Below are 24,903 nucleotides of genomic sequence, written 5' to 3'. Positions count from 1 at the left end.
GACCCGGCGCCCGGCGGTGCCGCGGGCAGTACAGAATGCTGGCCGCGGGAAGAACTCCACGTCCGACACGGAAAGGTTGCTGCGTCCGGTGAGCACGCTGCAGTTCAAGCGAACGCCACGCCTGGCCGCTCCCAGGCCACCGGGCGGGGAGGTGCACCTCGAACCACCGCCGGAGATCCCGCGGACGATCCCCGGCAACGTCGTCCAGAAGGTCCTTCCGGCCGTCATGATCGTGGCCTCGCTGGGAATGATGGTCTTCATGCTCCAGCGGGCCAAGGACAACCCGATGATGATGATGATGCCGATGATGATGTTGGTGTCGACCTTCGGGATGATGGCCGGCGGGGGCCGCGAGGGCAGCCAGAAGAAGGCCGAGATGAACGAGGACCGCAAGGACTACCTGCGGTACCTCGGCCAGATGCGGGACCGCGCCCGGGAGGCTGCCGACGAGCAGCGGCTGGCCCGCGAGTGGGTGCACCCGGACCCGCAGACCCTGTGGTCGGTCGCGATGCGCCGCAGCCGGCGGATGTGGGAACGCCGGCCCAACGACAACGACTTCTGCCAGGTGCGGGTCGGGCGCGGGGCGCAGCGCCTGGAAACCCGCTTGGTGCCGCCGCAGACCGGTCCGGTCGACGAGCTGGAGCCGATCACCACGCTGGCGCTGCGCCGGTTCGTGCGCGCGCACTCGCTGGTGCCGGAGCTGCCGATCGCGACCTCGCTGCGCGGCTTCGCCGCGGTCGGCCTGCAGGGCGACCGGGAACTCACCCGCGGACTGGCCCGCGCCGTGCTCTGCCAGCTGGCCGCCTTCCACGCCCCGGACGACGTGCTCATCGCGGTGGCCAGCAGCGGCCGCGCCCGCACCGAGTGGGACTGGGTGAAGTGGCTGCCGCACGCGCAGCACCCCACCGAGACCGACGGCATCGGCCCGATGCGGCTGATGGCCGGTTCGCTGCGCGCGATCGAGGAGATGCTGGCCGAGCAACTCGCCGACCGGCAGCGGTTCCAGCGCAACGCGGCGCCGCCGGAGGGTCAGCCGCACATCGTCATCCTCATCGACGACGCCGAGATCAGCCGCGAGGAGCAGCTCGTCACCGAGGGCGGGCTGGCCGGCGTCACCATGATCGACCTGTCCGACGTGCTCGGTCCGATCACCGCGCGCCGCGGCATGCGGATGGTCGTCGAGGAGGACCGGATCGGTGCGCGCGGTGGCAGCGGCGTCGAGTGGTTCGGCAAGCCGGACTCGCTGACCATGGCGGAGGCCACCTCGTTGGCCCGCCAGCTGGCCCCCTACCGGATCGCGGGCGGGGTCTCGGCGGAGGCGGACTCCGGCGGCTACGAGCCACTGACCACGCCGCTGAACTACATCGAGCAGCTGGGCCTCAACGGTGACGTGGTCACCTTCGACCTCAACGAGGCGTGGCGGGCGCGACCGCGCGACGAGCTCTACCGGGTCGCCATCGGACCCGGCGAGACGGGCGAGATCGTGCACCTGGACATCAAGGAAGGTGCCGCGGGCGGCATGGGCCCGCACGGCCTGTGCATCGGTTCGACCGGTTCCGGCAAGTCCGAGTTCCTGCGCACCATCGTGCTGGGCCTGATGGCCACGCATTCCTCGGACATGCTCAACTTCGTGCTCGTCGACTTCAAGGGCGGTGCGACCTTCAACGGCTTCGAGACCGCGCCGCACGTGTCGGCCAACATCTCGAACCTGGAGGGCGCCAACACCCTCATCGACCGCATGGACGACGCGATCCGCGGCGAGATGAACCGGCGCCAGGAGGTGCTGGCCCAGGCGAAGGCCAAGGACGTCTGGGACTACCGCAAGAAGCGCGACGCCGGTGACCCGTGGGCGCAGGAGCCGATGCCCGCGCTGTTCATCGTGCTGGACGAGTTCACCGAGCTGCTGGAGCAGCAGCCGGAGTTCGCCGAGCTGTTCGTGATGGTCGGTCGTCTGGGCCGGTCGCTGCAGATGCACCTGCTGCTGGCCACGCAGAAGCTGGAAGAGGGCAAGCTGCGCGGTCTGGACACGCACCTGACGTACCGGATCGGTCTGCGCACCACCAGCGCCGCCGACTCGCGCGCGGTGATCGGCGTGCCGGACGCGGTGGACCTGCCCAGCACCGGCGGTCACGGATTCCTCAAGCACCCCAACGGGATGGACCGGTTCCGCGCCGCGTTCGTCTCGGGTCGGCTGCACCAGACCAGCGGGGCGCGCCCGGCCAGCCAGAGCGTCGCCGTGGTCACCGCGGACAAGATGCCGCGCCCGTTCATCCCGGACTACGTGGAGAAGCCGCCGGAACCGGAGAAGCCGGTCGAAGCGGTCGAGGAGAAGAAGGACAAGGACGACGGTCCGACCGACTTCGAGGTCGTCATCCGCAAGATCACCGGCCAGGCCCCGCAGGCGCGGCAGATCTGGTTGCCGCCGCTGGACGTTCCGCCCACTTTGGACGGTCTGCTGCCGCCGTTGCAGGCCACCGACGACCGCGGCTACACGGCCGCGGGGTACGCCAACGCGGGCAAGCTGAGCGCTCCGGTCGGTCTGATCGACGTGCCGTACCACCAGCGCCAGGACCCGCTGGTGCTGAACCTGCAGAGCAGCCACTGCGCGATCGTCGGTGGTCCGCTGACCGGCAAGTCGAACGCGATGCGCACGATCATCGCGGCGCTGGCGCTGACCAACACCCCGCAGGAGGCGCAGTTCTACTGCATCGACCTGGGCGGTGGTCTGATGGCGCCGATGCGGAACCTGCCGCACGTCGGTGGTTTCGGCGGTCGCCAGAACCAGGACACCGTGCGCCGCACCATCGCCGAGATCAAGGCGCTGATCGCGCAGCGCGAGGCGTTGTTCCAGCAGCACGGCATCGACATCGCCGAGTTCCGGTCCCGCAAGCGCCGCGGTGACTTCGCCGAGGACCCGTACGGCGACGTGTTCCTGATGATCGACGGCTGGCGGTCGTTCCGGGAGGACTTCGAGTCCCTGGAGCAGGACGTGCTGTCGATCGCCGCGCAGGGCCTCACCTACGGCGTGCACGTGGTCGTCTCGGCGACCCGGTGGGCGGAGATCCGCCCGGCGCTCAAGGACCTGCTGGGCACCCGCCTGGAGCTGCGCCTCGGTGACCCGAGCGAGTCGGAGATCGGCCGCAAGGCCGCGGCCAAGGTGCCGTCCGGCTACCCGGGCCGCGGTCTGTACTGGGCCGACGACCTGCACTACCTGATCGCGCTGCCCCGGGTGGACAGCGAGAACATGGGCGACCGCGTCGCCGAGGAGGCGGCGGCCGCCGACGAGGAGCGGCGCGCGCCGCGGGCGGCCTGGGAGCTGTACAACGGCGACGTCACGCACGGCATCTCCGACCTGGTCAACCGGGTCAAGAGCTCGTGGAAGGGCAACCCCGCGCCGCAGGTCCGCCTGCTGCCGGAGATGCTGCCGTCCCAGCAGCTGCCGCGTCCGGAACAGCAGCCGAACCGGCGGCTGGTGCCGATCGGCGTCAACGAGGACGGGCTGCGCCCGGTCTACCTGGACTTCGCCTCCGATCCGCACTTCTACGCGTTCGGCGAGCGCGAGTCCGGCAAGACCTCGCTGCTGCGCACGATCGTCCGCGGCATCACCGAGCGCTACACGCCGAAGGAAGCGATGATCCTGCTGGTCGACTACCGGCGGACGATGCTCGGCTTCCTCAACACCCAGCACCTGCTGGAGTACTCGGTGAGCGCGGACCAGCTCAAGGGCAACGTCCGGGACGTGTCGAACGCGCTGAAGAAGCGGCTGCCCGGCCCGGACGTCACCCAGGAACAGCTCAAGAACCGCTCCTGGTGGACCGGTCCGGAGCTGTTCGTGGTGGTCGACGACTACGACCTGGTCGCGCCGCAGGGCAACAACCCGCTGGCACCGCTGGCGGACTTCGTGCCGCAGGCCGGCGACGTGGGCCTGCACTTCGTCATCGTCCGCAACTCCGGTGGCGGCAGCCGCGCGCTGTACGAACCGATCATCGGCAAGATGCGCGAGGTCTCGGCGCCGGGTCTGGCGATGAGCGCGAACAAGGACGACGGTCAACTGGTGGGCAACGTCAAGTCCCGCCAGCTCCCGCCGGGCCGGGGCACGCTCGTCAGCCGCGCGCTGCGGGACGGCCCGCAGCTGATCCAGACCGCCTACACCCCCAACGAGTAGGCGCGTCGGCCGCACCGAAGAGCCTCTCCGCCGCCCGGCGGGGAGGCTCTTCTCGTGCGCGACCGTCCGCAGTGGAGGGTCGACCCGGGGGAGCGCCGGCGCGACACCCGAGGGGTGGTGCTCGCGTTCCGCACCCGATCAGGGGCAGACTGTTGGGCGCGCTCGCACACGCGCCTAGGGTCTGGGGGGAGTCGGCGCGCGCGGTCGGACGACGGCTGCGTGCTCCGGCGACGGTGAAGGAGTTCTGGGTGTCCCTGCACGTCTCGGTCGACTTCGGCACATCGAGCACATGCACGGTGGTCTCCGTCGGCGGCGGCGAACCGCAGGTCGTCGTGATCGACGGCCAGCCGCTGGTGCCGTCGGCGGTGTTCGCCGCCGCGGACGGCACGCTGTTCGTCGGGCACGAGGCGGAGCGGCAGGCGGCGGTCGACCCGTCCCGCTTCGAGCCGCACCCGAAGCGGCGCATCGACGAGGGGGACCTGCTGCTGGGCAGCAGCGTCCGCAAGGTCGGCGAGGTCGTCCGGGCCGTGCTGCAACGGGCGGTCGGCGAGGCGCGGCGCTTCGCCGGGGGGGCTGCCGTCGACCTGCTCGTGCTCACGCACCCCGCGGACTGGGGTGCGGTGCGCACCGGGGAGCTGCGGCAGGCCGCGGCCGGATTGGCCAAGGAACTGCACATGGTTCCCGAACCGGTCGCCGCGGCGGTGTTCCACTCGGCCGGGCACGGGTTGCCGGACGGCGGTGCGCTGGCCGTGCTCGACCTCGGCGGCGGCACCGTGGACGCCAGCGTGGTCCGCAAGCAGGGCGCGTCGTTCCAGGTGCTGGCCACGCACGGGGATCCGAACTTCGGCGGCGCGGACATCGACCAGGCGCTGCTGGAGCACATCGGCGGCATCGTCTCGGGCACCGACCCCGAGGCGTGGCGCAAGCTCGTCGAGGGGCGCGACATGGCGGACCGGCGGCGACGCCGGGTGCTGCGGCAGGACGTGCGCGGCGCCAAGGAGACGCTGTCCCGGCACACCTACACCGACGTGCCGATGCCGCCGCCGTTCTCCGACGCGCACGTCACGCGCACCGACCTGGAGGCGCTGATCGCCGAACCGCTGGGGCGGGCCACCGACCTGGTGCTGGCCACGCTGCGCGAGGGGCGGGTGCCGCGCGCCCAGCTGGCGGGGGTGTTCCTGGTCGGCGGATCGAGCCGGATTCCGTTGGTGTCGCGGCTGATCCACGAGCGCACCGGCATCGTTCCGACCACTTTGGACCAGCCGGAGACGGTCGTGGCGCGCGGCGCGCTGCGGGCGGTGCGGCTGGACCCCGAACGCAGCGGTGGGCTCGCCCCGGCCGGTGGCTGGTCCGGCACCCGGACGGTGCGCCGCCACCCCGTCGCTCCGCCGCCGGCCACCGCCGCGCCGGACGACTCGCTGAGCCGCGCCAGCACGGTCGTCATCGGCGGTGCCGACCCGACCCGGCCGGTCAGTTCGCCGCGCGGGCGGCGGCGGTCCCGCACGCCGTGGCTGGTCGCCGCGGGCGTCGGTGCGGTGCTGGTGGCCGGGATCGTCGCGGCGCTGGTCGTGTTCGGCGGGGACGGCCAGACCGAGAGCGCCTCCCGGAATTCCGCCCAGTACGACTACGAGTTCTCCTACCCGGTGGACTGGAAGCAGACCGGGGGCAACCCGAACGACTGGGAGACGCTGCTCGGCCCGGCCGACGGCGACGGCGGCGACCGCATCGCGGTCCGCGAGGAGCGCCTGTCCTACGACACCGGAACCGGCCGCGACCGCGCGGTGCAGGAACTCCGCGGCCAGTACGAGCAGGCCGTCGCGAAGGGGCAGGCGATGTCGGGGTTCGATCCGTCCGCCAGTTTCGCGGGCCGTGATGTCGTGCACTACCGGGAGCAGCTGCCGAACGCGGCGGTGGAGTGGTACGTGCTGCATTCCGGGCAGTTCCGCATCAGCGTGGGCTGCCAGTACACCGCCGCGGGCAAGGACCGGGTCCAGGGCGCGTGCGAACAGGTCGTCGGTTCGGTTCGGATTCGTTGACCGCCGGCGGACTTTTCGCAACCGCGAATCCCGCGGTGACCTGCGGGTTTTCGTCCGAACGTTCACAGGAGCAACGGGTTCGGGGGAAATCGGGGACAGCCGGGAACCGGACGTGGCAATGTCTGCGTCGCAGGTTCATCCGAACTTGGTGACGAGGTTTGAAGGGGGTCCACCCGAGATGAGCGGTTTCGGTACCGATGCGGATCTGATGGCGAAGGCGGCCGGGCAGGTCGACGAGATCCGCGGCAACATCGAGAGCGCGGTGCAGCAGCTGCACGGCAACCTGGAGCCGGTGGTCGCGAGCTGGAAGGGCCAGGCGGCCGACGTCTTCAAGCGGCTCTCCGAGCAGTTCCAGGAGAACGCCAAGACGATCAACAACAAGCTGAACGAGATCAGCGAGAACATCAAGACCTCCGGCCACGCCTACGCGCAGACGCAGGAGGAGCACGCGCAGGAGATCTCCAAGATCGAGGGCTTGCTGGGCGGCCACTGATCAGCTGCGACTCGCATCGCATTCTTCACCGATCACGATCATTCGAGGGGAAACAGCAATGGGTGAGATCAAGGTTGACTTCGGTCAGCTGAGCCAGGCCGCCGACGACCTGGGCAAGACCGCGAGCAAGATCGAGCAGGAGTTGGACCAGCTGGAGCAGTTCCTCAAGCCGCTGATCGCCACCTGGGAGGGTTCCGCGCAGGAGGCCTACCACCGGGCCCAGGACGAGTGGAACAAGGCCGCGCACAACATGCGCGAGATCGCGGCCAAGATGGGCATGGCGGTCCACGCGGCCAACGAGGCCTTCCAGCAGGGTGAGCACCGCAACGCCGCCCGCTTCGGTGGCTGAGCCCGACATCACAGCTTCACGGCCCCGGCATTCGCCGGGGCCGTTGTGCTCCGGTGGCCCCGGGCGTCGGCCGTTTTCCCCGGACGTTATTCTGAACGCGGCGATGACCCAGGTCAGCAGCTGCGGGGGACCCGTTTTGACCCACCCATCGGCCACCCAGTACCCTCATTCTTTGTTGTGCGGTGCGCGACTGCAATGCGCGCCAGAGGACCGACGGTTCCGGCGCCGTTGACGGACGTGCCGGCTCCACGGGAGCCGACCGGCGTGATCGAGGCGGGCTCCGCACTGACGACTCCGACGCGAACGACGACGAGGTAGACCCGTGCGCACGTACAGCCCGAAGGCCGGCGAGGTGACCCGCGCCTGGCATGTGATCGACGCCGAGGATGTGGTCCTCGGCCGGTTGGCAACTCAGGCCGCGACGCTGCTGCGCGGCAAGCACAAGCCGACCTACGCACCGCACGTCGACACCGGCGACTTCGTCGTCATCGTCAACGCCGAGAAGGTGGCCCTCACCGGTAACAAGCGGGAGCAGGCGTTCCACTACCGGCACAGCGGTTACCCGGGTGGTCTGCGGAAGCAGTCCTTCGGCGAGGTGCTGCAGAAGCACCCCGAGCGGCTGCTTGAGAAGGCGATCAAGGGCATGCTGCCGAAGAACAAGCTCGGCCGGGCCATGGGCAAGAAGCTCAAGGTCTACGCCGGGCCGAACCACCCGCACCAGGCCCAGAACCCGCAGCCGTTCGAGATCAACGCGAAGGTCGAGAAGTGACTGACGAACTTCAGGAAGAGACCGTGAGCGCTCCCGCTCCGGAAGCTGTCGCCCAGGATGTCGCGCCGGTGCCCGCCGGTCGCCCCGTCCAGACCGTCGGCCGCCGCAAGGAGGCCGTGGTCCGCGTTCGGCTGGTCCCCGGCAACGGTGGCTTCAAGCTGAACGGCAAGAGCCTCGAAGAGTACTTCCCGAACAAGGTCCACCAGCAGCTGATCAAGGAGCCGCTGGTCACCGTGGACCGCGCCGAGAGCTTCGACGTGCTGGCGAACCTGCGCGGCGGCGGCCCCTCGGGTCAGGCCGGTGCGCTGCGCATGGCGATCGCCCGTGCGCTGGCGTCCAACGACATCGACGACCGTCCGGCGCTGAAGAAGGCCGGCATGCTCACCCGTGACGCGCGGGAGAAGGAGCGCAAGAAGTACGGTCTGAAGAAGGCCCGCAAGGCGCCGCAGTACAGCAAGCGCTGACCGAGCTTCATACGATCTGCGGGAGCAGTCATTCGTCCACTGGGGACGGGGGCTGCTCCCGCAGTTGTATGCGGGCGGCATCCGCCCGCCGTCACCGCCGCGGACGTGCACCGGCCGCGGTCATCGAGAAGGAGGCACCGCCGCTGATGTCCCGGTTGTTCGGCACCGACGGGGTGAGGGGCCTGGCCAACGCCGACCTGACACCGGAGTTGGCCCTGTCGCTGGCCGCCGCGACGGCCCGCGTGCTCTACGACCGCGACGACTCGCGGCGCCGGGTGGCGCTCGTGGGCCGCGACCCGCGGGCGAGCGGCGAGATGTTGGAGGCGGCGGTCACCGCGGGCCTGACGTCGGCGGGTGCCGACGTGCTGCGCGTCGGCGTGCTGCCGACCCCGGCGGTGGCGCACCTGGTGGCGGCGCTGGACGCGGACCTCGGCGTGATGATCTCCGCGTCGCACAACCCGATGCCCGACAACGGGATCAAGCTGTTCGCCGCCGGGGGGCACAAGCTGCCGGACGCGGTGGAGGACGAGATCGCCGCCCGGCTCGACGAGCAGGTCGACCGCCCCACCGGCACGCACATCGGTCGCGTCCGGGACGTCCCGGACGCGGTGGACCGCTACGTCGACCACCTGCTGGTGGCCACGCCGCAGCCGCTGACGGGACTGAAGGTCGTCGTCGACTGCGCGAACGGGGCGGCGTCCACCGCGGCCCCCGAGGCGTACCGGCGGGCCGGTGCCGAGGTGGTGGCGATCAACGCGAGCCCGGACGGCCTCAACATCAACGACGGTGTCGGCTCGACGCACATCGAGGGCCTGCAGGCCGCGGTCCTGGAGCACTCGGCCGACCTGGGCATCGCCCACGACGGCGATGCCGACCGGTGCCTGGCGGTGGACGCCACCGGCGCCGTCGTCGACGGTGACCAGATCATGGCGATCCTCGCCCTGGCCATGCGCGAGTCGGCCGAGCTCGCGGACGACACCCTGGTCGCGACCGTGATGAGCAACCTGGGGCTGCACCTGGCGATGCGCGAGCACGGCATCGCGCTGCGCACCACCGCGGTCGGCGACCGCTACGTCCTGGAGGAACTGCGCGCGGGCGGTTTCTCGCTCGGCGGCGAGCAGTCCGGGCACGTCGTGCTGCCCGGCCACGCCACCACCGGTGACGGACTGCTCACGGCGCTGCGCCTGATGGGGCGGGTGGCGGCCACCGGGTCCCCGCTCGCCTCGCTGGCGAAGGTGATGCGCCGCCTGCCGCAGGTCCTGATCAACGTCCGCGTCGCCGACAAGGCGGCCGTGGCCGCATCGTCGCAGGTCAGCGAGGCTGTTGCGGCGGCTGAGGCGGAGATCGGGGAGAACGGTCGGGTGCTGCTGCGCCCATCCGGCACCGAGCAGCTGGTGCGGGTCATGGTCGAGGCGCCCGGTGAGGAGACCGCCCAGCGCGTCGCCGAACGGCTCGCGGAGGTCGTTGGCGCAATCCGGTGATCTTTGTGATGTAGATCTCTCGCTGGGCTCCCGAATGTGAGAGCCTTGTCACATGGGTGCCATCGTTGTCGCCATGATCGTCGGGCTCGTCGCAATCGGGCTCGTCGTCGGAATCGTGATCTTCTCCGCTCTCGCGGTCGTCGGCCTCAAGGCGGTGAACGCCGCGCACGAGAGCCGGGGCTGGTTCGTGGACCGCTTCCAGCGACGCCGCGGTTGAAGGGGGCCTGTGGATGCGAACCCTCGGTGACCTCCTGATGGTGCTGGTGCTGCCGCTGGTCGTCATGCTCGTCGGAGCCGTCGTGTTCTGCGTGGTCCTCGCCCAGGGCTGGGGCCTTCCGGTGCTCCTCGGCTGACTCCCCGTCCCCGGTCCGCTAGGTTCGCCCCGGAGATCGATGGAGGTGGACCATGAACGCGGTCGTCGTCCTGTTGCCGCTCGCGATGATCGTCGGGGCCGGCATCGGAGCGCTCGTCACGTTCCTGGTGATGCGGAAGAAGCCCGGTCAACAGGCCGCTGCGCCGCAGCTGGGCTACCCGCCGCAGGGCTACCCGCAGCAGTACCCGCCGCACCCGTACCCGCCCCAGCAGGGCGGCTACCCCCAGCAGGGGCCCTACCCGCCGCAGTGATCGGGGCCGCCCCCTTCGCGGATGCAAGCAGATCGTCGTTTTTGCCTTGTCCGCGCAACGAAGCTGCCAAGATTGGGAACCACGTGATCTGGCGCGACGTCGCAACGACCGTCGAGGCCGGTCCGGGTCGTCGGCAGCGCAGAACGTTGAGAAGGGGGCACGGTGACAGGGTTCGGGGCCAATGCGGGCGAACTCGTCTCCGCCGCGGGCAGCATCCGGGGCGCGGCGGATCCGATCCGCGACGATTACAGCAAGAAGATCTCCGATCTGGGCATGAGCGGATCGGATTTCGGCAAGGCTCACCAGAACTTCTTCTCCGGTTACCAGAGCGCCATGGACAAGCTCGCGAAATGCGCGATGAGCATGGCCGACGCGATGGACGACTTCGCCAAGCGGATCGAAGAGGCCAGCAAGAGCTACGGCTCCTCCGACGCTGACGCCGCGCACACCGTCGGCAGGTCTGGGGGCAACTGATGGGGGACGAGAAGAAGACGCCGTCCTGGGAGGAAGTCAAGAAGGTCCTGGACAACCCAGACGTTTCCGATGACCTCAAGCAGAAACTCGCGGTGAGTTATGCGTCGAGCGATTCGATGGGGTGGTTCCGGACCAATCCCGAGGCTCGGCCCTATCTCGACAAGTACGACGACGGGTACGGCGCGACCGTCAAGGACGCCTTCAGCGGGAAAGAACCCGAGGACCGGCTGAACGACGCCTACAAAGCGGCGAAGGACGAGGCCGACAAGGCCGCGACGAAGGACCGGCAGCACGGCGAGGACGTCAAGAAGGGTCGCGACGCCCTGGCGGACAGCCGGCGCAAGGGCGAGAGCGGCTCCCACGGGGGTGCGGGCGCCGCCACCGCCGACGAGCTGCTCAACTCGGGCAAGCCCGGCCTGGCGTACTTCCGCAACTGGGTTCCGCTCTACAAGAAGATCGACCACGCCTACAACGACAGGAGCAAGGTCCCCGACCTCAAGGCGTTGGAAGAGCGCTACGGCGAGCAGACCGGGCTGAACTTCGACAAGTTCGCCAAGAGCGTCGAGGACCTGCGCAACGCCGAGAAGGGCCTGCGCGGCGCGCACCAGACCATGTCGGACAAGCTCGCCGGGTTGTGGAAGACCTGGACGGGCCCGGCCGCGCAGTCCGCGCAGCAGTTCTTCGCCGGGAAGTTCACCCCGACCGCGCAGGACCGGGTCATCAGCACCACCGGCGACGCGGCGGGCAAGACCGAGGAGACGATCAAGGCCGTCGCGGAGATGGTCCGGCACAAGGCCGAGACCGCGCTCAAGCTCGATGAGCACAGCAAAACCCTCGCGGGCAAGGCCGCGCAGGACTGGGACACCACGATCAAAGTCGCGAACCGCACCGACGACGACAAGACGATGCGCGAAGCCTGCACGATCTGGGGCGTGCAGATCGACGAGGACTGCGGGGACCTGACCGAGGACGCCAAAAAGAAGATCTTCGACACCTGCTTCGACCAGGTCAAGCAGTACTTCGCGGCGCCGGTCGAGAACCAGTGCGTGGACTTCGTCAAGCTCTGCGACGACACCAAGAAGAACATCGACGACGCCTTCAGCAAGCTCAACGACGAGCTGAACAAGGCCGAGGAGAACCCGTTCGCCCACCCCGGCGGCAAGCAGGACGGCGGGGACAAGGGCAAGCAGGGCGGCGGTGGTCAGCACGGCGGCGGTGGAGCCAGCGGAGGCGGCGTCGGGAGTGGCGGCGGCGCTGGTGGTGGCGCCGGAGCCGGAGGCGGCGGCATGCCCGGCGGGGGTGGGGCCGGAGGTGGCGGCGGCATTCCCGGCGCCGGTGCGAGCGGCGTCCCCGAGGTCCCGGAAACGCCGCAGGTTCCCGGAATGCACCCGGGCGGCCCCGGCGCTGCGCAACCGGCTCCCTCGGACAAGGTGACCCTCGGCGCGGGAGAGGACGCGGTGAGCGTCCACCAGCCTGGTCCGGACGGCAAGACCCAGGTCGAGGTCGTGGGCCCGGACGGCAAGCCGAAGAGCTACCAGGTCGACTTCGGCGGTCACGGGCCTGGCCAGCCCGGCAACCTGCCTCCGGCGGCACCGGCGGGCATGCCACCGCAGGTCGACGCCGAAGGCCAGGGCGGCGTGCCCGCTCCCGGCGGTGGTCCGGGCGGCATCCCGGTGCAGGCGGGTGAGGACGGCAAGGCGGTCATCCACGAGGGCGACCGGACGATCAGCCTGCAGCGCACCCCCGACGGGCAGATCCAGGTCGACGTCGACAACGGCCACGGGCAGCAGCCGCTGCACCAGACCCTCGACTTCGCCGGGGCCGACAGGAACGTGCACGCGCCGATCGGCGAGGGCGAGCCGCCTGGTGGCCAGCGTCCGGGGACCACCCCGACCGCCCCGGGCAGCAGTCTGCAGACCGGCTTCCGCATGGACCCCGCCGCGGCCGCGCCCGGCCACGGACCGGGGATGGGCGCGGGCGGGCAGCCGTCCGAGGCGCCGCAGCCCGCCGCCGCGGCGGCCGGTGGTCCGGCGCCGACCGTGCCGCAGGCCGCCGGATTCGGTTCGTTCGGCGGCGCGGCCGACGGCGTGCAGAACTCCTTCGGCAGCGCGTCCGGACAGCTGCTCGGGTTCGGTGACCACGGTCCCGGGCAGCCGGACCACCCGGGCGGTCCCGGCGTGCCCGACCAGGGCGGCGGTCACCCGGCCGCGTCCGGCGGGGCGGGGCACGCCGCTCAGGCCGGTGCCCACGCCGGCCAGCCCGCCGGACATCCGGGAGCGGCCGGTGCACCGCTGCCCCCGGGCGGTTCCAGCGGGATCGGGAGCATGAGTGAGGCCGCGAGCGGAAGCCCGCAGGGCGCGAGCGGCCTGCAATCGATGGGCGGTGCGCAGCAGAACCCGGGTGCGTCGCAGGGCGGCATGATGGGCGGCGGCATGATGGGGGGAATGGGCGGCATGGGCGGCCACGGACAGCAGGGCGGCGAGCAGGAACGCACCAACTCCAGCCCGTGGCGCACCCAGGGCCAGCTGTTCGACGACGGCATCGACGCGTCGAAGGTCCGGTTCCGCTCGGTGCTCGGTGAGGACACGAAGAAGTAGGCCGAAGGGCGTCACGACCGAGCCGGAGGAGAGGGACCGTGACCGTCAGCGAGAGCGTCAAGGCGTTCCGCAACCAGATGGAAGGTCTGGTGAAGGAGCACGCCGCGAGCATGAGCGCCGTCACGCGGCGCTGGGACGAAACCGCCGCGGCGGCGGAGAAGGGGGCCGCCGAGCAGGCGGAGAAGGCGCAGAAGCTCGTCGAGCGGATCCGGGAACGCGCGGGCGCGCTGAAGAAGGAGGACGACAAGCGCGGCGTCCAGGAGATCGGCGGGTTCAACGAGGAGACCCGGTACGCGGACGCCGATCCGGACGTCGAGCGGTTCTCCCAGCACCTGCTGGCGCGGCACCGCGAGCAGCGCGCGGAGCAGGAACCCGCGGCCACCACGGCGCAGTCGGCGAAGCAGGCTGGGCCCGCAACCCCGGACGTCGCGGCCCGGCCGGAGGCCGCGCGCCGGCCTGCCGAGCCGAGCGACGCCTGGAACGTCCAAGTTGGACGGTTCGGGCGGCGGAACCAGCCGGCCGAGCCGCCGCAGGCGACGCCGAAACCCCAGCCGAAGCCCGAACCCCGGCGGCAGCCGGTGCTCGACGACGACGAGGACTTCGAGAACCAGAGCTGGCTGCGGTGACGCGGGTAGGGGCGCCGGGCGGCGCCCCTACCGTCATCCGCGTGGGTGCCGCAGCGCCGCGCGGGCCCCGGGCAGCACGCCCAGCACGAGCACGACGAGGCTCAGCACGAACAGCGTGGTGTGCTGCACGGTGACGGCGCGGATGCCGAACCCGTTGTTCATCTGGTCGGACATCGACGTCGCGACCTGCATCAGCAGGGTGCCGAGCCCGAGTCCGCCGGTGACGACCGCGAGGATCCAGGCCGCGGGCTTCCGGGCGAAGAAGAGCACCCCTGCGACCGCGCTGGAGACCGCGGTGAGCACGCCCAGGGCGCTGGTGATCCAGTACAGCGCGTCCGTGACCCCGGGATTCGTCTCCATCGGGGACGGGCCCGTCGTCCCGATCGCGTTCTTGACGAACCCGATGCCGAGGTAGACGCCGATCAGCGCGGTGATGATGCTGACCGCGCCCGCGAGGTGCGCCAGCGTCTGGTTGGGCGCAGCCGGGGGCTTCCCCGGGGCGGGGCCGGGCTGCTGCGGGAACGGTGCCTGTTGGAAGGGCTGTTGCGGGCCCGGTTGGCCCGGAACTGGTTGCTGGGGCGGGAAACCGGGTTGTGGTGGTTGTCCGTGCGGCTGGTGGGGTGAGTCCATGGTTCGTGATTCTCCCGTATCGGACGGCCGCCGGGGCATGGTTTCCGCTCGTCGGCGGCCACCTCGAAGGGAGTCGCCGAGGAGGTCGAGAAGGCCCAGAAGTTGGTCTCGCGGGTGCGGGAACGCGCGGAGTTCCTGAAGCGGCAGGACCAGAAGGGCGGTGTCCAGGAGATCGGCGCCGTCACCGAGGACGCGCAGTACGAGGACCCGGACCCCGTCGTGGAGGGCTTCTCCCAGGACCTCGCCGCGCGGCACCGGCAACAGCGCCAGGAACAGGAACCCGCGACCACGGAACCGCAGTCGTCGGACCGGAACGTGCAGGCGGGGCGTGCCCCCCAGGACGTCCCGGTCCGACCGGAACCGGTCCGCCCGCCCGAACCGAGCGGCTGGAACGTCCAAGTAGGACGGTTCGGTCGACGCGCCGAGCAGCCGAAGCACGCACCGCCGCAGGCGACCCCGGCTCCACCGCCGCCCAAGCCCGCCCCCCGGCGGCAGCAGCCGGTTCACGACGACGATGACGACTTCGAGAACCAGAGCTGGTTGAGGTGAATCCGCGCTCATTCCAGGTACGGCTGGTGCGGTGAGTTCGTGGTCCGTGGCCCACCCGCATCCGGTGTCCGCGCGACCACGACTTTCCGCTGCTGATCACTCGTCGTTCGGCCCGAAGTGACCACGGGGTCCGGTTTTTCGCCTATCCTCTGCCACGTGCATCCGCAGCAGCCCGGGCCGTACCAGCAGGCGCCGTACCCCAACTACGTGCCCGGCGTTCAGCCGTCGGGCGGGCGGCCTTCGGCGGCTCCGGTCGTGGTGGGGGCCGTGGTGTGCGTGCTCGCGGGTTGCACGCACTGCTGCCGTTGATCGTCGTGTTCGGCGGTGCCCACGGCGTGTCCCAGGTGTTCCCCTTCCGGTCCCTGCTGATGGGTGCCGTGGTGCTCGGCGTTCTCGTGCTCCTGTTCGCGGCACTCGCCGTCTTCGGTGGCGTCATGCTGATCCGGCGGTTCGCGTGGGCGCGGTTCGTCGTCCTCGGCGCCGCTGCGGTCCTGCTGCTCGACGCCTGCTCCGGTGTGGCGATGGTGCCCGGGAAGTACTGGATCGGGTCGATCGGCTACGCGCTGGTCTGGATCGTGGTCATCGTGTTGATGTTCGTCCCGCCGGTGGCTCGCGCCTTGCGCGACCGGCGCAGCGCTGCCTACCCGCCTCCGCCGCAGTGGCACGGGTACCAGCCGCCGCCGCAGCAGCAGCGCTGGTGAACCCGAGTCCACAATGGTCTGACGCGGTTTCGGACCGGAGGCCGCGAAATCCGTCGAGCCGGTCAGCTCCGGGCCGTCGCGAGGGTTCCCCGGGTGTGCTCCCGGTCGATGGTGCTGCCCGCGACGTCGGCGGTCAGCAGGGGTTCACCGCGGTCGTCGCCCGCCAGCGTGCGCAGGAAGAACGCCGTCAGCAGCGCCTTGGCCAAGCGTTGGGTGGCCCATTCCGACTTGCCGTGCAGGACCAGCTCCGTCCAGTGCCGGCCTTCGGTGAAGCCGAGGTGGCTGGCCTTCTTCACGGTGCGCAGCTGGACCGGGCCGTTCCAGGCGTGCGCGATCGGTGCGGCGTTGGACACCGGGGGCGCGAGCAGGTCGCGGCCCGCGGTGACGTGCAGGCCGGGCACGCGCACCTGGTTCGCCGCTTCGAACGCCGAGGGCATGGTCTCCGACGCCGCCAGCGTGGCGACGGAGCGGATCCGGTCGTCGGCGGCCGCGGCGAGGACCGCGCAGCCGCCGCCCATGGCGTGGCCCGCCACGCCGAGGCGCTCGGTGTCGACGCTGATCCCGCCGTCGCCGAGGCGGACTCCGGCGCAGACGTCCAGTGCGGTGCGCAGATCGGTGGCGAACAGGCGGTGGGACGCGAACGCACCGCGCTGGGTGCCCGGCGCGGCGGCGACGATGCCCCACGAGGCGAGGTGGCGGAGCAGGCCGAGGTAGCGGCGCGGCGGCTGCAACCAGCCGTGGCCGAACGCGACCGCGGGCAGGCCCAGGCCGCTGCGCGGGGTGCAGACGACGCCCGGCAGCCCGACGAGAGCCATGTCACCGTGCAGCACGTCGTGCGGCCCGCGCCGGGACAGTTCTTCGAACGCCTTCTTGGCAGAACTCGCCATGGTCGGCAACGGTAGCGGACCCGGGTGGACGCGCGGGGTAGCGACAGTCCTCACGAGGTTCGGGCCGACAGGAGTAGCTACGCTGGGCCGGGTGTGCGGCATCGTTGGTTACGTAGGACATCGCCCGGCCCTCGACGTGGTGCTCGACGGCCTGCGGAGGCTGGAGTACCGCGGGTACGACTCGGCCGGGGTGGCGCTGCTCGACGGGGCGGGTGGACTCGCCGTGGAACGCGCCGCCGGTGCGCTGTCGAACCTGGAGAAGCGGATCGCCGAGGACGACGGGCAGCGGTTCGCCGGGACCAGCGGCATGGGTCACACCCGGTGGGCGACGCACGGCGCGCCGACCGACCGCAACGCCCACCCGCACCGCGACGCCGCCGGCCGGGTCGCGGTGGTCCACAACGGGATCATCGAGAACTTCGCCGCGCTGCGCGCCGAGCTGGAGGCCGCGGGCGTCGAGATGGCCAGCGAGACCGACAGCGAGACCGCGGCGCACCTGGTCGCCGCGGCCTTCGCCGAGGGCGAGACGGCCGGGGACCTGACCGCGAGCGTGTGCGCCGTGGCCCGGCGGTTGGAGGGCGCGTTCACGCTGGTCGTCACGCACGCCGACCGGCCGGACGAGATCGTCGCCGCGCGCCGGTCCTCGCCGCTGGTCGTCGGGGTCGGCGAGGGTGAGCACTTCGTCGCCTCGGACGTCGCGGCGTTCATCGAGCACACCCGCGACGCCGTCGAGCTGGGGCAGGACCAGGTGGTCACGATCAGCCGGGACGGGTACCGGGTGAGCGACTTCACCGGTGTCGAGGTCGCGGCCAAGCCGTTCACCGTCGACTGGGACCTGTCGGCCGCCGAGAAGGGCGGCCACGACTACTTCATGCTCAAGGAGATCGAGGAGCAGCCCGAGGCGCTGGAGAACACGCTGCGCGGGCACTTCACCGGTGGCTCCGTGGTGCTCGACGAGCGGCGGCTCACCGACCAGGACCTGCGCGACATCGACAAGGTCTTCGTGGTCGCCTGCGGCACCGCCTACCACTCCGGGCTGCTGGCCAAGTACGCCATCGAGCACTGGTGCCGGATCCCGGTCGAGGTCGAGCTGGCCAGCGAGTTCCGCTACCGGGACCCGGTGCTGGGGCGCGACACCCTGGTCGTGGCGATCTCCCAGTCCGGGGAGACCGCCGACACCCTGGAGGCGGTGCGGCACGCGCGCACCCAGCGCGCTCGGGTGCTGGCGATCTGCAACACCAACGGGGCGCAGATCCCGCGCGAGTCCGACGCCGTGCTCTACACGCACGCCGGACCGGAGATCGGGGTCGCGGCGACCAAGACGTTCCTCGCCCAGATCGCGGCGAACTACCTGGTGGGCCTGGCCCTCGCGCAGGCGCGCGGCACCAAGTACTCCGACGAGGTGGCGCGCGAGTTCCACGAGCTGGCCGGGATGCCGGAGGCGGTGCGCCGCACGCTGTCCACTGTGGACCAAGTGCGGGAGCTGGGGCGGGACATGGCCGGTTCCAAGGCGGTGCTGTTCCTGGGCAGGCACGTCGGCTACCCGGTGGCGCTGGAGGGCGCGCTCAAGCTCAAGGAGCTGGCGTACATGCACGCCGAGGGCTTCGCCGCCGGGGAGCTCAAGCACGGGCCGATCGCCCTGATCGAGGAGGGCCTGCCGGTCGTCGTCGTGATGCCCTCGCCCGAGGGGCGCGCGCTGCTGCACGCCAAGCTGGTGTCCAACATCCGCGAGATCCAGGCGCGCGGCGCGCGCACCATCGTCATCGCCGAGGAGGGCGACGAGGCGGTGCGGCCGTTCGCCGACGAGCTCGTCGAGGTGCCGTCGGTGCCGACGCTGCTGCAGCCCCTGGTCTCGACCATCCCGTTGCAGGTGCTGGCCGCCGAGATCGCGCGGGCCCGCGGGTTCGACGTCGACAAGCCGCGCAACCTCGCCAAGTCCGTCACCGTCGAGTGAGGGCGGCTCGCCGAGGAGCAGCGTGATCGTCGGAGTCGGCACGGACCTCGTCGGCGTCGCCCGCTTCGCGGCGGCGCTGCGCCGCACCCCGGCGCTCGCCGACCGGGTGTTCACCACCGGTGAGCGGTTCACCGCGGCCGGTCGACCGCGGTCCGCCCGGTCGCTGGCCGCGCGCTTCGCCGCCAAGGAGGCGGCGGCGAAGGCGCTGGGCGCGCCGCGCGGTTACCGGTTCGCCGACTGCGAGGTGCGCAGCGAGCCGAGCGGGCGTCCGGTGCTGCGCGTGTCGGGGCACCTGGGTGCGGTGGCCGCCGCGGCGGGCGTCACGGACTGGCACGTCTCCCTCACCCACGACGCTGACCTGGCCTGCGCTTTCGTGGTGGCCGAGCGCTCCGGGTGATCGCCGGCGGCGGTGCGTGTCCCGGGGCGGCGGTCGGCCGGCGGACGTGCAGACTGTGCGGGACCGCGGTGATCCAGGGAGGGCTCGATGCAGGGAGTGTGGACTCCGGACCAGATCCGCGCCGCCGAACAGCGGCTGTTCACCCGGACCCCGGAGCCGCAGGTGATGCGGCGGGCGGCGCACGCGGTGTCCGTCCACGCCGTACGCCTGCTGGCCGAGTGCACCGGCGGCGTCGCCGGTCGGCACGCGACCCTGCTGGTCGGCGCGGGCAACAACGGCGGGGACGCGCTGTGGGCCGGGACGTTCCTGCGTCGACGCGGGGTCGGCGTGACCGCCGTGCTCCTCGCGCCCGACAAGACCCACCCCGCCGGTCTCGCGGCGCTGCGCCGCGCCGGTGGCCGCGCCGTGGCGGCGGACGGGCCCAGCCCGGACACCTCCGGCATCGGCGCCGAGGCCGCTGACGCCGTGGAGCGCGCCGACGCCGTGATCGACGGCATCGTCGGCCTCTCCGGACGCGGCGGCCTGCGGCCGACCGCCGCCGAGCTGTGGCGGCGGGTCACCGCGCCCGTCGTCGCGGTCGACCTGCCCAGCGGCGTCGACCCGGTCACCGGAGCCGTCGACGGACCGGCGGTGCTCGCCGACGTCACGGTCACCTTCGGCGGGCGCCGACCGTGCCACGTGCTCGGGGCGGGAGCGGTGCACTCCGGGGACGTGGAGGTCGCCGACATCGGGCTCGACGGGTACCTGCCCGCGCCCGAGCTGCACCTGCTCGACGCGGCCGAGGTGGGGGAGAACTGGCCCGTCCCGGGGCCGGAGGACGACAAGTACACCCAGGGCGTCGTCGGCGTCGCCGCCGGATCGGCGACCTTCCCAGGGGCGGCGGTGCTGGCCAGCGGCGCCGCGGTGCAGGCGACCTCGGGCATGGTCCGCTACGCCGGTCCGGCCGCCGACGTGGTGCGGTCGCACTGGCCGGAGGTGGTGGCGACCGGGTCGATCACCGACGCCGGGCGGGTCCAGGCGTGGGCCGTCGGACCGGGCATCGGCACCGGGGCGAGCGGGCGCGAGGTGCTGCTGCACGTCCTGGAGTCCGGGCGCCCGGTGTGCGCCGACGCCGATTCGATCACGCTGCTCGCCAACGACCCGACGCTCTGGGACGCCCGCGATCCGGACGCGCCGCTGGTGCTCACCCCGCACGCGGGCGAATTCGCCCGGCTCGCCGGCGGCGAGGCCGGCACCGACCGGGTCAGTGCGGCCCGCGACGTCGCCGCCCGGTTCGACGCGGTGGTGCTGTTCAAGGGCAACACCACCGTGATCGCGGCTCCCGACGGGCGGGTGCTCGTCAACGACTCGCGCCACGCCTGGCCCGCCACCGCGGGGTCCGGCGACGTGCTCACCGGCCTGCTCGGCGCCCTGCTCGCCGGTGGCGTGGAACCCTGGCTGGCCTGCGGGTACGCCACGTTCGTGCATTCGCTGGCGGCGGAGCTGGCCGCGGGTGGCGGCCGCGCGGCGGGCGGGGCGCGCAGCGGGGGCAGCGCCCGCGGCCCGGCCGGGCCGGGCGTCGCGCCCGCCGACGGCCCCGGACGCGGCGGGACGTTCCGCGTCGGTGCCCCGATCGGCGCCTCGGCGCTGCTGGCGGCGGTCCCGGACGCGATCCGCTCGGTTCGCGAAGCCGCCTTCCGCGCGGCTTTCCGCTAGTCCGCCCCGTCACCCGGGCGGGGAGTGCGTTCCCCGGTGCGATCACGGCGGGTGGTCGTGGTGTGCGTCGGTGGTGTGAGCTGGGGCGGGAGGTAGGACCGGCGGAGACCCGGGCGGGTGGTGTGCGACCATGGCTCTGCCATGAACGAGCAGCCTGCGTACCGCGCTGACCTGCGGATCGACGTCGACGCAATCCGGCACAACGTCGCCGTGCTCTCCGGGTCCGCCCGGGAGTCCGGTGCCCGGACGATGGTCGTGGTGAAATCCGACGGCTACGGGCACGGCGCCATGACGGTGGCGCGCGCCGCGCTGGAGTCCGGCGCGGACGCGCTCGGCGTCGCCGCGATCGACGAGGCGCTCCGGCTGCGCGAGGCCGGGATCACCGCGCCGGTGCTGTGCTGGCTCTACGCGCACGGCGACGACTTCGCCCCGGCGGTCGCGGCCGACGTCGAACTCTCCGCGTCCTCCGTGGACTGCCTGGAGCGGATCGCCGCCGCCGCCCGCAGGGTCGGCCGGACCGCCCGGGTGCACCTGAAGATCGACACCGGGTTGCACCGCAACGGCTGCCCGGAGGACGAGTGGCCCGCCCTGGTGTCCGCGGCGGTGCGGGCGCAGGCCGACGGGGACGTGCGCGTGGTCGCGGTGTGGTCGCACCTGGCGTGCGCCGACGAGGTCGGGCACCCGTCGATCGACCGGCAGGCCGCCCGGTTCCAGCGCGCCTACGAGCGGGCCCGCGCCGCCGGTCTCGACCCGATCCGGCACCTGGCCAACTCGGCGGCCGTGCTGACCCGCCCGGACCTGCACTTCGAGATGGTCCGCCCGGGGATCGCGGTGTACGGGTTGGACCCCGTGCCGCAGCACGGCGACCACGGCCTGCGGCCGGCGATGACGTTCCGCTCCTCGGTGACGATGACCAAGCGCGTCGAGCCGGGGGAGAGCGTCTCCTACGGCCAGACGTGGACCGCCGAGCGGGCCGCGAACCTGGCGCTGGTGCCGGTCGGCTACGCCGACGGCGTGCCGCGCACCCTGTCCGGCCGGTTGGAGGTGTGGCTGGCGGGCAAGCGCCGCCCCGTCGTCGGCCGGGTGTGCATGGACCAGATCGTCGTGCACTGCGGCGACGACGTGGTCCGCGAGGGCGAGGAGGTCGTGCTGTTCGGCCCCGGCGACCGGGGCGAGCCGACGGCCGCGGAGTGGGCCGACGAGCTCGGCACCATCCACTACGAGGTCGTCACCGGCATGTACCGGCCGCGCGTCACCCGCACCGCGGTCGACGTCCCGGTGGCCGCGGAGGCGCTGTGAAGCCGGTGTGGCAGGCGCTCGCCTGGACCACGGGCGTGCTCGGCGCCGCGATCACCGGCGCCGCGGTGGGCGCCGCCGCGCAGAGCTCCCGGATCGCCGCGCTGCGCCGGACCGACGACCCGTACGCCGACGAGCCGCTGGGCAGGCTCCAGCCGGACCGGCGTTCCACGGTGACCGCCGACGACGGCGTTCCGCTCGCGGTGCAGGAGATCAAGCCCGCCGACGGCGAGCACGCCGAGGTGACCGTGGTGTTCGTGCACGGCTACGCGCTGGACTCGCGCTGCTGGCACTTCCAGCGCCGCGACCTGCCCGAGCTGACCGACCCCCGGGTCCGGCTGGTGCTCTACGACCAGCGCAGCCACGGCCGCTCCGGCCACTCCGCCAAGCGCGGCAGCACGATCGACCAGCTCGGCCGGGACCTCGACGCGGTGCTGCGGGCCACCGCGCGCCGAGGGCCGGTGGTGCTCGTCGGGCACTCGATGGGCGGCATGACGATCATGGCGCTGGCCGAGCAGCGGCCGGAGCTGTTCCGCGAGCGGGTGCTCGGCGTGGCGTTGCTCGGCACCTCGGCGGGCGGGATCGGCGCGTCCGGTATGCCGCGACCGTGGTTGTCGCGCTACAACCCGGTGCCGCGCGGTCTCGCGCTGCTCGCCGGTTTCCAGCCGGGACTCGTGGAGCGCGCGCGGCGCACCGGGGCGCAGCTGACCTGGAGCGTCATCCGCAGCGTGTCAGCCGGTGAGCTGCGCGTTTCACCGGCGCTGGTGGACCTGGTGGCGGACATGATCGGCGCCACCACGGTCGAGGTCGTCACGGACTTCCTGGACACCATCGGCTCGCACGACCGCCGGGCGGCGCTCGCCGCGCTGCGCGGGTGCGAGGTGCTGGTGCTGGCCGGGGACGCCGACCGGATCACCGCGTTCGAGCACTCCGAGGCGATCGCCGCGGAGCTGCCCGACGGGGAGCTGGTGCGGATCGCCGACTCCGGGCACATGGTGATGCTGGAGCAGCACGAGGCGGTCACCGAGCAGCTGGCCGCACTGCTGCGCCGGGCGGTGGCCCGGAACGGGAGCGGGGAGGTGACCGGGAGTTGAGTTCCGCGCTGCGGACGGTGGAACTGCCCACCGAATCGGACTCGCTGGCCTTCGGACGTCGCCTGGGCGCGGCGCTGCGGGCCGGTGACCTGGTGCTGCTGGACGGTCCGCTGGGTGCGGGCAAGACCGTGCTCGCCCGGGGCGTCGCCGCGGGCATGGGCGTCACCGGCTCGGTCACCTCGCCGACGTTCGTGATCGCCCGGGTGCACCGCCCGGAGTCCGGGGACGGTCCCGCACTGGTGCACGTGGACGCCTACCGGCTGTCCGGGCTCGACGAGATCGACGACCTCGACCTGGACACCGACCTCACCGACGCGGCCGTGGTCGTGGAGTGGGGCGAGGGCATGGTCGAGCAGCTCGCCGACACCTACCTGGTGCTGCGCATCCGGCGCCGCGACGACGACGTCCGCGAGATCACCCTCGAACCGCACGGGGACCGCTGGGCCGACCTGGACCTGGGCTGAGTCCGGAGTTGCCCCTCTTCGAACCACCCCGTCAGATCGCCGAGAACCCTGCCCGGAGCCACGTTCCGGACCGGGTGTGGCAAGCGGCGTCAGCCGCTTTCTCTCTTTGGTGAGCGGTCTCGCCGCTTGCGCCGGCGCTGAGGTTCCGCTTCCGGCACCGCGAAGCAAAACGAGTTCGAAACGTATAAAACTCAGGCCGTGTTGCCGACGCTGAGGTCGGTGGCGAGTTCGCGGGCCAGGCGCTGCATGAGCGGGACGACGTCGTCGGTGGCGATGCGGGTCATCCGGCCCTCCGGACCGCTGATCGAGATCGCCGCGCCCGCCGGGGCCCCCGGGACCGCGACGGCGTAGCAGCGGACGCCGACCTCCTGCTCGCCGTCGTCGAGGGCGTAGCCCTGGTCGCGGATGCGGGCGAGTTCGGCGTGCATCGCCTCGACCGTGGTGATCGTGCGCTCGGTCTGCGGCGGCATCCCGGCGCGGGTGAGCAGCTGGGTGACCGCCTCGGGCGGCAGGTTCGCCATGATCGCCTTGCCCACCGCCGTGGCGTGCGCGTCGACCCGGCGTCCGACCTCGGTGAACATCCGCATCGAGTGCTGCGAGGGGACCTGGGCGACGTAGACGATCTGGGCGCCGTCGAGCACCGCCATGTTCGACGTCTCACCGGTGGCCTCGGTGAGTTCGGCGAGGTACGGGCGCGCCCAGGAACCGAGCGCGCGGCTGGCGGTCTCGCCGAGCCGGATCAGCCGCGGCCCGAGCGAGTAGCGGCGGGACGGCTGTTGGCGCGCGTACCCGGCGCCGACCAGGGTGCGCATGATCCGGTGGATCGTCGGCAGCGGCAGCCCCGACTTGTCCGCGAGTTCGGACAGCGCCACCTCGCCGCCCGCGTCGGCCATCAGCTCCAGGAGTTCGAAGGTGCGCTCGACCGACTGCACTCCTCCGCCCTGGTTGCGGCGCGCTTCGGTCATCGCAGAACTCCCTTTCCGCTGGGTGGTCGAGTCGAAGTCTAGTCCGTAGCGGGTGCCACAGCTCATGTTGCTAGGAACGCCATGCGGAAACTAACATCCACGATGCAGAAAACATAACGGGCGTACCGGTAGCGAGAACGTGGTGCGCAAGCGGCGGGTGCGGGCGCGCGCTTCACGCGGCAAGGTGAGCCAT

General features: G+C 71.9%; 25 protein-coding genes. 22 read left to right on the top strand and 3 right to left on the bottom strand.

The features are described from left to right. Positions 1-88 precede the first annotated feature (88 nt). From eccCa to NV263_RS28025, 13 genes are all read left to right on the top strand, one after another. Positions 89-4,165, top strand: coding sequence for a type VII secretion protein EccCa (eccCa, locus tag NV263_RS28085; protein WP_263249781.1), 4,077 nt, complete (start codon positions 89-91; stop codon positions 4,163-4,165). A gap of 248 nt (positions 4,166-4,413) precedes the next feature. Then, positions 4,414-6,201, top strand: a complete 1,788-nt coding sequence (locus NV263_RS28080) for a type VII secretion-associated protein (protein WP_263249779.1) — start codon at positions 4,414-4,416, stop codon at positions 6,199-6,201. A gap of 178 nt (positions 6,202-6,379) precedes the next feature. After that, positions 6,380-6,694, top strand: coding sequence for a WXG100 family type VII secretion target (locus tag NV263_RS28075; protein WP_263249778.1), 315 nt, complete (start codon positions 6,380-6,382; stop codon positions 6,692-6,694). A 58-nt stretch (positions 6,695-6,752) separates the two neighbouring features. Beyond that, positions 6,753-7,043 (top strand): WXG100 family type VII secretion target, encoded by a 291-nt coding sequence (locus NV263_RS28070; protein ID WP_263249776.1) that lies wholly within the window; start codon positions 6,753-6,755, stop codon positions 7,041-7,043. A 322-nt stretch (positions 7,044-7,365) separates the two neighbouring features. Beyond that, the gene (gene rplM, locus NV263_RS28065; protein ID WP_263249774.1) at positions 7,366-7,812 is read left to right on the top strand and encodes a 50S ribosomal protein L13; all 447 of its coding nucleotides are present in this window, start codon (positions 7,366-7,368) and stop codon (positions 7,810-7,812) included. Beyond that, the gene (gene rpsI / locus NV263_RS28060; protein WP_345600961.1) at positions 7,809-8,276 is read left to right on the top strand and encodes a 30S ribosomal protein S9; all 468 of its coding nucleotides are present in this window, start codon (positions 7,809-7,811) and stop codon (positions 8,274-8,276) included. The genes rplM and rpsI overlap by 4 nt, the downstream gene beginning before the upstream one ends. A 146-nt stretch (positions 8,277-8,422) precedes the next feature. Next, a complete protein-coding gene (gene glmM, locus NV263_RS28055; RefSeq protein WP_263249770.1) occupies positions 8,423-9,757 on the top strand; it encodes a phosphoglucosamine mutase in 1,335 nt (444 codons plus the stop codon). 52 nt (positions 9,758-9,809) lie between these two features. Further along, positions 9,810-9,974, top strand: coding sequence for a hypothetical protein (locus NV263_RS28050; protein WP_263249768.1), 165 nt, complete (start codon positions 9,810-9,812; stop codon positions 9,972-9,974). A 13-nt stretch (positions 9,975-9,987) separates the two neighbouring features. Then, a complete protein-coding gene (locus NV263_RS28045; RefSeq protein WP_263249767.1) occupies positions 9,988-10,110 on the top strand; it encodes a hypothetical protein in 123 nt (40 codons plus the stop codon). Positions 10,111-10,162: 52 nt separating this feature from the next. Further along, positions 10,163-10,381: a hypothetical protein gene (locus NV263_RS28040; RefSeq protein WP_263249765.1), complete on the top strand. Its 219-nt coding sequence runs from the start codon at positions 10,163-10,165 to the stop codon at positions 10,379-10,381. A 162-nt stretch (positions 10,382-10,543) separates the two neighbouring features. After that, on the top strand, positions 10,544-10,855 hold the full coding sequence (locus NV263_RS28035; RefSeq protein ID WP_263249764.1) for a type VII secretion target: 312 nt from the start codon (positions 10,544-10,546) through the stop codon (positions 10,853-10,855). Next, entirely contained in the window at positions 10,855-13,452 is a 2,598-nt protein-coding gene (locus NV263_RS28030) for a hypothetical protein (protein WP_263249762.1), read from the top strand. Before NV263_RS28035 ends, NV263_RS28030 begins: the two co-directional genes overlap by 1 nt. 38 nt (positions 13,453-13,490) lie before the next feature. After that, positions 13,491-14,078 (top strand): hypothetical protein, encoded by a 588-nt coding sequence (locus NV263_RS28025; RefSeq protein ID WP_263249760.1) that lies wholly within the window; start codon positions 13,491-13,493, stop codon positions 14,076-14,078. A 33-nt stretch (positions 14,079-14,111) separates the two neighbouring features. Here NV263_RS28025 and NV263_RS28020 read toward each other — a convergent pair whose 3' ends face one another. Continuing rightward, a complete protein-coding gene (locus NV263_RS28020) occupies positions 14,112-14,708 on the bottom strand; it encodes a hypothetical protein (RefSeq protein WP_263249759.1) in 597 nt (198 codons plus the stop codon). A gap of 102 nt (positions 14,709-14,810) precedes the next feature. On the opposite strand from NV263_RS28020, the gene NV263_RS28015 reads away from it, so the two are divergent. From NV263_RS28015 to NV263_RS28005, 3 genes are all read left to right on the top strand, one after another. Next, on the top strand, positions 14,811-15,257 hold the full coding sequence (locus NV263_RS28015) for a hypothetical protein (RefSeq protein WP_263249758.1): 447 nt from the start codon (positions 14,811-14,813) through the stop codon (positions 15,255-15,257). Positions 15,258-15,413: 156 nt separating this feature from the next. Further along, positions 15,414-15,566 (top strand): hypothetical protein, encoded by a 153-nt coding sequence (locus NV263_RS28010; RefSeq protein ID WP_263249757.1) that lies wholly within the window; start codon positions 15,414-15,416, stop codon positions 15,564-15,566. Beyond that, a complete protein-coding gene (locus NV263_RS28005) occupies positions 15,545-15,958 on the top strand; it encodes a hypothetical protein (protein ID WP_263249756.1) in 414 nt (137 codons plus the stop codon). Before NV263_RS28010 ends, NV263_RS28005 begins: the two co-directional genes overlap by 22 nt. A 62-nt stretch (positions 15,959-16,020) precedes the next feature. Here the strand turns inward: NV263_RS28005 and NV263_RS28000 are convergent, their stop codons facing one another. Beyond that, the gene (locus NV263_RS28000) at positions 16,021-16,845 is read right to left on the bottom strand and encodes a dienelactone hydrolase family protein (protein ID WP_263249754.1); all 825 of its coding nucleotides are present in this window, start codon (positions 16,843-16,845) and stop codon (positions 16,021-16,023) included. Between the two features lie 91 nt (positions 16,846-16,936). Between NV263_RS28000 and glmS the strand changes: the two genes are divergently transcribed. The 6 genes from glmS (at position 16,937) to tsaE (ending at position 23,745) form a co-directional block, all read left to right on the top strand. Continuing rightward, positions 16,937-18,799, top strand: a complete 1,863-nt coding sequence (gene glmS, locus NV263_RS27995) for a glutamine--fructose-6-phosphate transaminase (isomerizing) (protein ID WP_263249751.1) — start codon at positions 16,937-16,939, stop codon at positions 18,797-18,799. 22 nt (positions 18,800-18,821) lie between these two features. Continuing rightward, complete coding sequence (locus NV263_RS27990; protein WP_263249749.1) at positions 18,822-19,196, top strand: holo-ACP synthase; 375 nt, start codon at positions 18,822-18,824, stop codon at positions 19,194-19,196. An 87-nt stretch (positions 19,197-19,283) separates the two neighbouring features. Continuing rightward, a complete protein-coding gene (locus tag NV263_RS27985; RefSeq protein WP_263249748.1) occupies positions 19,284-20,891 on the top strand; it encodes an NAD(P)H-hydrate dehydratase in 1,608 nt (535 codons plus the stop codon). A 141-nt stretch (positions 20,892-21,032) separates the two neighbouring features. After that, complete coding sequence (gene alr / locus NV263_RS27980; protein ID WP_263249746.1) at positions 21,033-22,190, top strand: alanine racemase; 1,158 nt, start codon at positions 21,033-21,035, stop codon at positions 22,188-22,190. Continuing rightward, positions 22,187-23,281, top strand: coding sequence for an alpha/beta fold hydrolase (locus tag NV263_RS27975; RefSeq protein ID WP_263249744.1), 1,095 nt, complete (start codon positions 22,187-22,189; stop codon positions 23,279-23,281). The genes alr and NV263_RS27975 overlap by 4 nt, the downstream gene beginning before the upstream one ends. Then, positions 23,278-23,745, top strand: coding sequence for a tRNA (adenosine(37)-N6)-threonylcarbamoyltransferase complex ATPase subunit type 1 TsaE (tsaE, locus tag NV263_RS27970; RefSeq protein ID WP_263249742.1), 468 nt, complete (start codon positions 23,278-23,280; stop codon positions 23,743-23,745). The genes NV263_RS27975 and tsaE overlap by 4 nt, the downstream gene beginning before the upstream one ends. A 191-nt stretch (positions 23,746-23,936) precedes the next feature. Here the strand turns inward: tsaE and NV263_RS27965 are convergent, their stop codons facing one another. After that, the gene (locus NV263_RS27965) at positions 23,937-24,710 is read right to left on the bottom strand and encodes an IclR family transcriptional regulator (RefSeq protein ID WP_263249740.1); all 774 of its coding nucleotides are present in this window, start codon (positions 24,708-24,710) and stop codon (positions 23,937-23,939) included. Positions 24,711-24,903: the final 193 nt, after the last annotated feature.

It is taken from the genome of Saccharopolyspora rosea, assembly GCF_025643595.1.
Taxonomy (GTDB): Bacteria; Actinomycetota; Actinomycetes; order Mycobacteriales; family Pseudonocardiaceae; genus Saccharopolyspora; species Saccharopolyspora rosea.
Note: the sequence above shows the minus strand (reverse complement) of the source record. Positions and strands in the feature narration are given on the sequence as shown.

What these genes read in the sequence shown, in the direction of transcription:
- NV263_RS27965 (WP_263249740.1), bottom strand. Translation starts at nt 24,710, where the DNA reads ATGACCGAAGCGCGCCGCAACCAGGGCGGAGGAGTGCAGTCGGTCGAG.
- NV263_RS28040 (WP_263249765.1), top strand. Translation starts at nt 10,163, where the DNA reads ATGAACGCGGTCGTCGTCCTGTTGCCGCTCGCGATGATCGTCGGGGCC.
- NV263_RS28030 (WP_263249762.1), top strand. Translation starts at nt 10,855, where the DNA reads ATGGGGGACGAGAAGAAGACGCCGTCCTGGGAGGAAGTCAAGAAGGTC.
- NV263_RS28075 (WP_263249778.1), top strand. Translation starts at nt 6,380, where the DNA reads ATGAGCGGTTTCGGTACCGATGCGGATCTGATGGCGAAGGCGGCCGGG.
- NV263_RS28070 (WP_263249776.1), top strand. Translation starts at nt 6,753, where the DNA reads ATGGGTGAGATCAAGGTTGACTTCGGTCAGCTGAGCCAGGCCGCCGAC.
- NV263_RS28050 (WP_263249768.1), top strand. Translation starts at nt 9,810, where the DNA reads ATGGGTGCCATCGTTGTCGCCATGATCGTCGGGCTCGTCGCAATCGGG.
- NV263_RS28000 (WP_263249754.1), bottom strand. Translation starts at nt 16,845, where the DNA reads ATGGCGAGTTCTGCCAAGAAGGCGTTCGAAGAACTGTCCCGGCGCGGG.
- NV263_RS28045 (WP_263249767.1), top strand. Translation starts at nt 9,988, where the DNA reads ATGCGAACCCTCGGTGACCTCCTGATGGTGCTGGTGCTGCCGCTGGTC.
- alr (WP_263249746.1), top strand. Translation starts at nt 21,033, where the DNA reads ATGAACGAGCAGCCTGCGTACCGCGCTGACCTGCGGATCGACGTCGAC.
- NV263_RS27985 (WP_263249748.1), top strand. Translation starts at nt 19,284, where the DNA reads ATGCAGGGAGTGTGGACTCCGGACCAGATCCGCGCCGCCGAACAGCGG.
- NV263_RS28020 (WP_263249759.1), bottom strand. Translation starts at nt 14,708, where the DNA reads ATGGACTCACCCCACCAGCCGCACGGACAACCACCACAACCCGGTTTC.
- glmM (WP_263249770.1), top strand. Translation starts at nt 8,423, where the DNA reads ATGTCCCGGTTGTTCGGCACCGACGGGGTGAGGGGCCTGGCCAACGCC.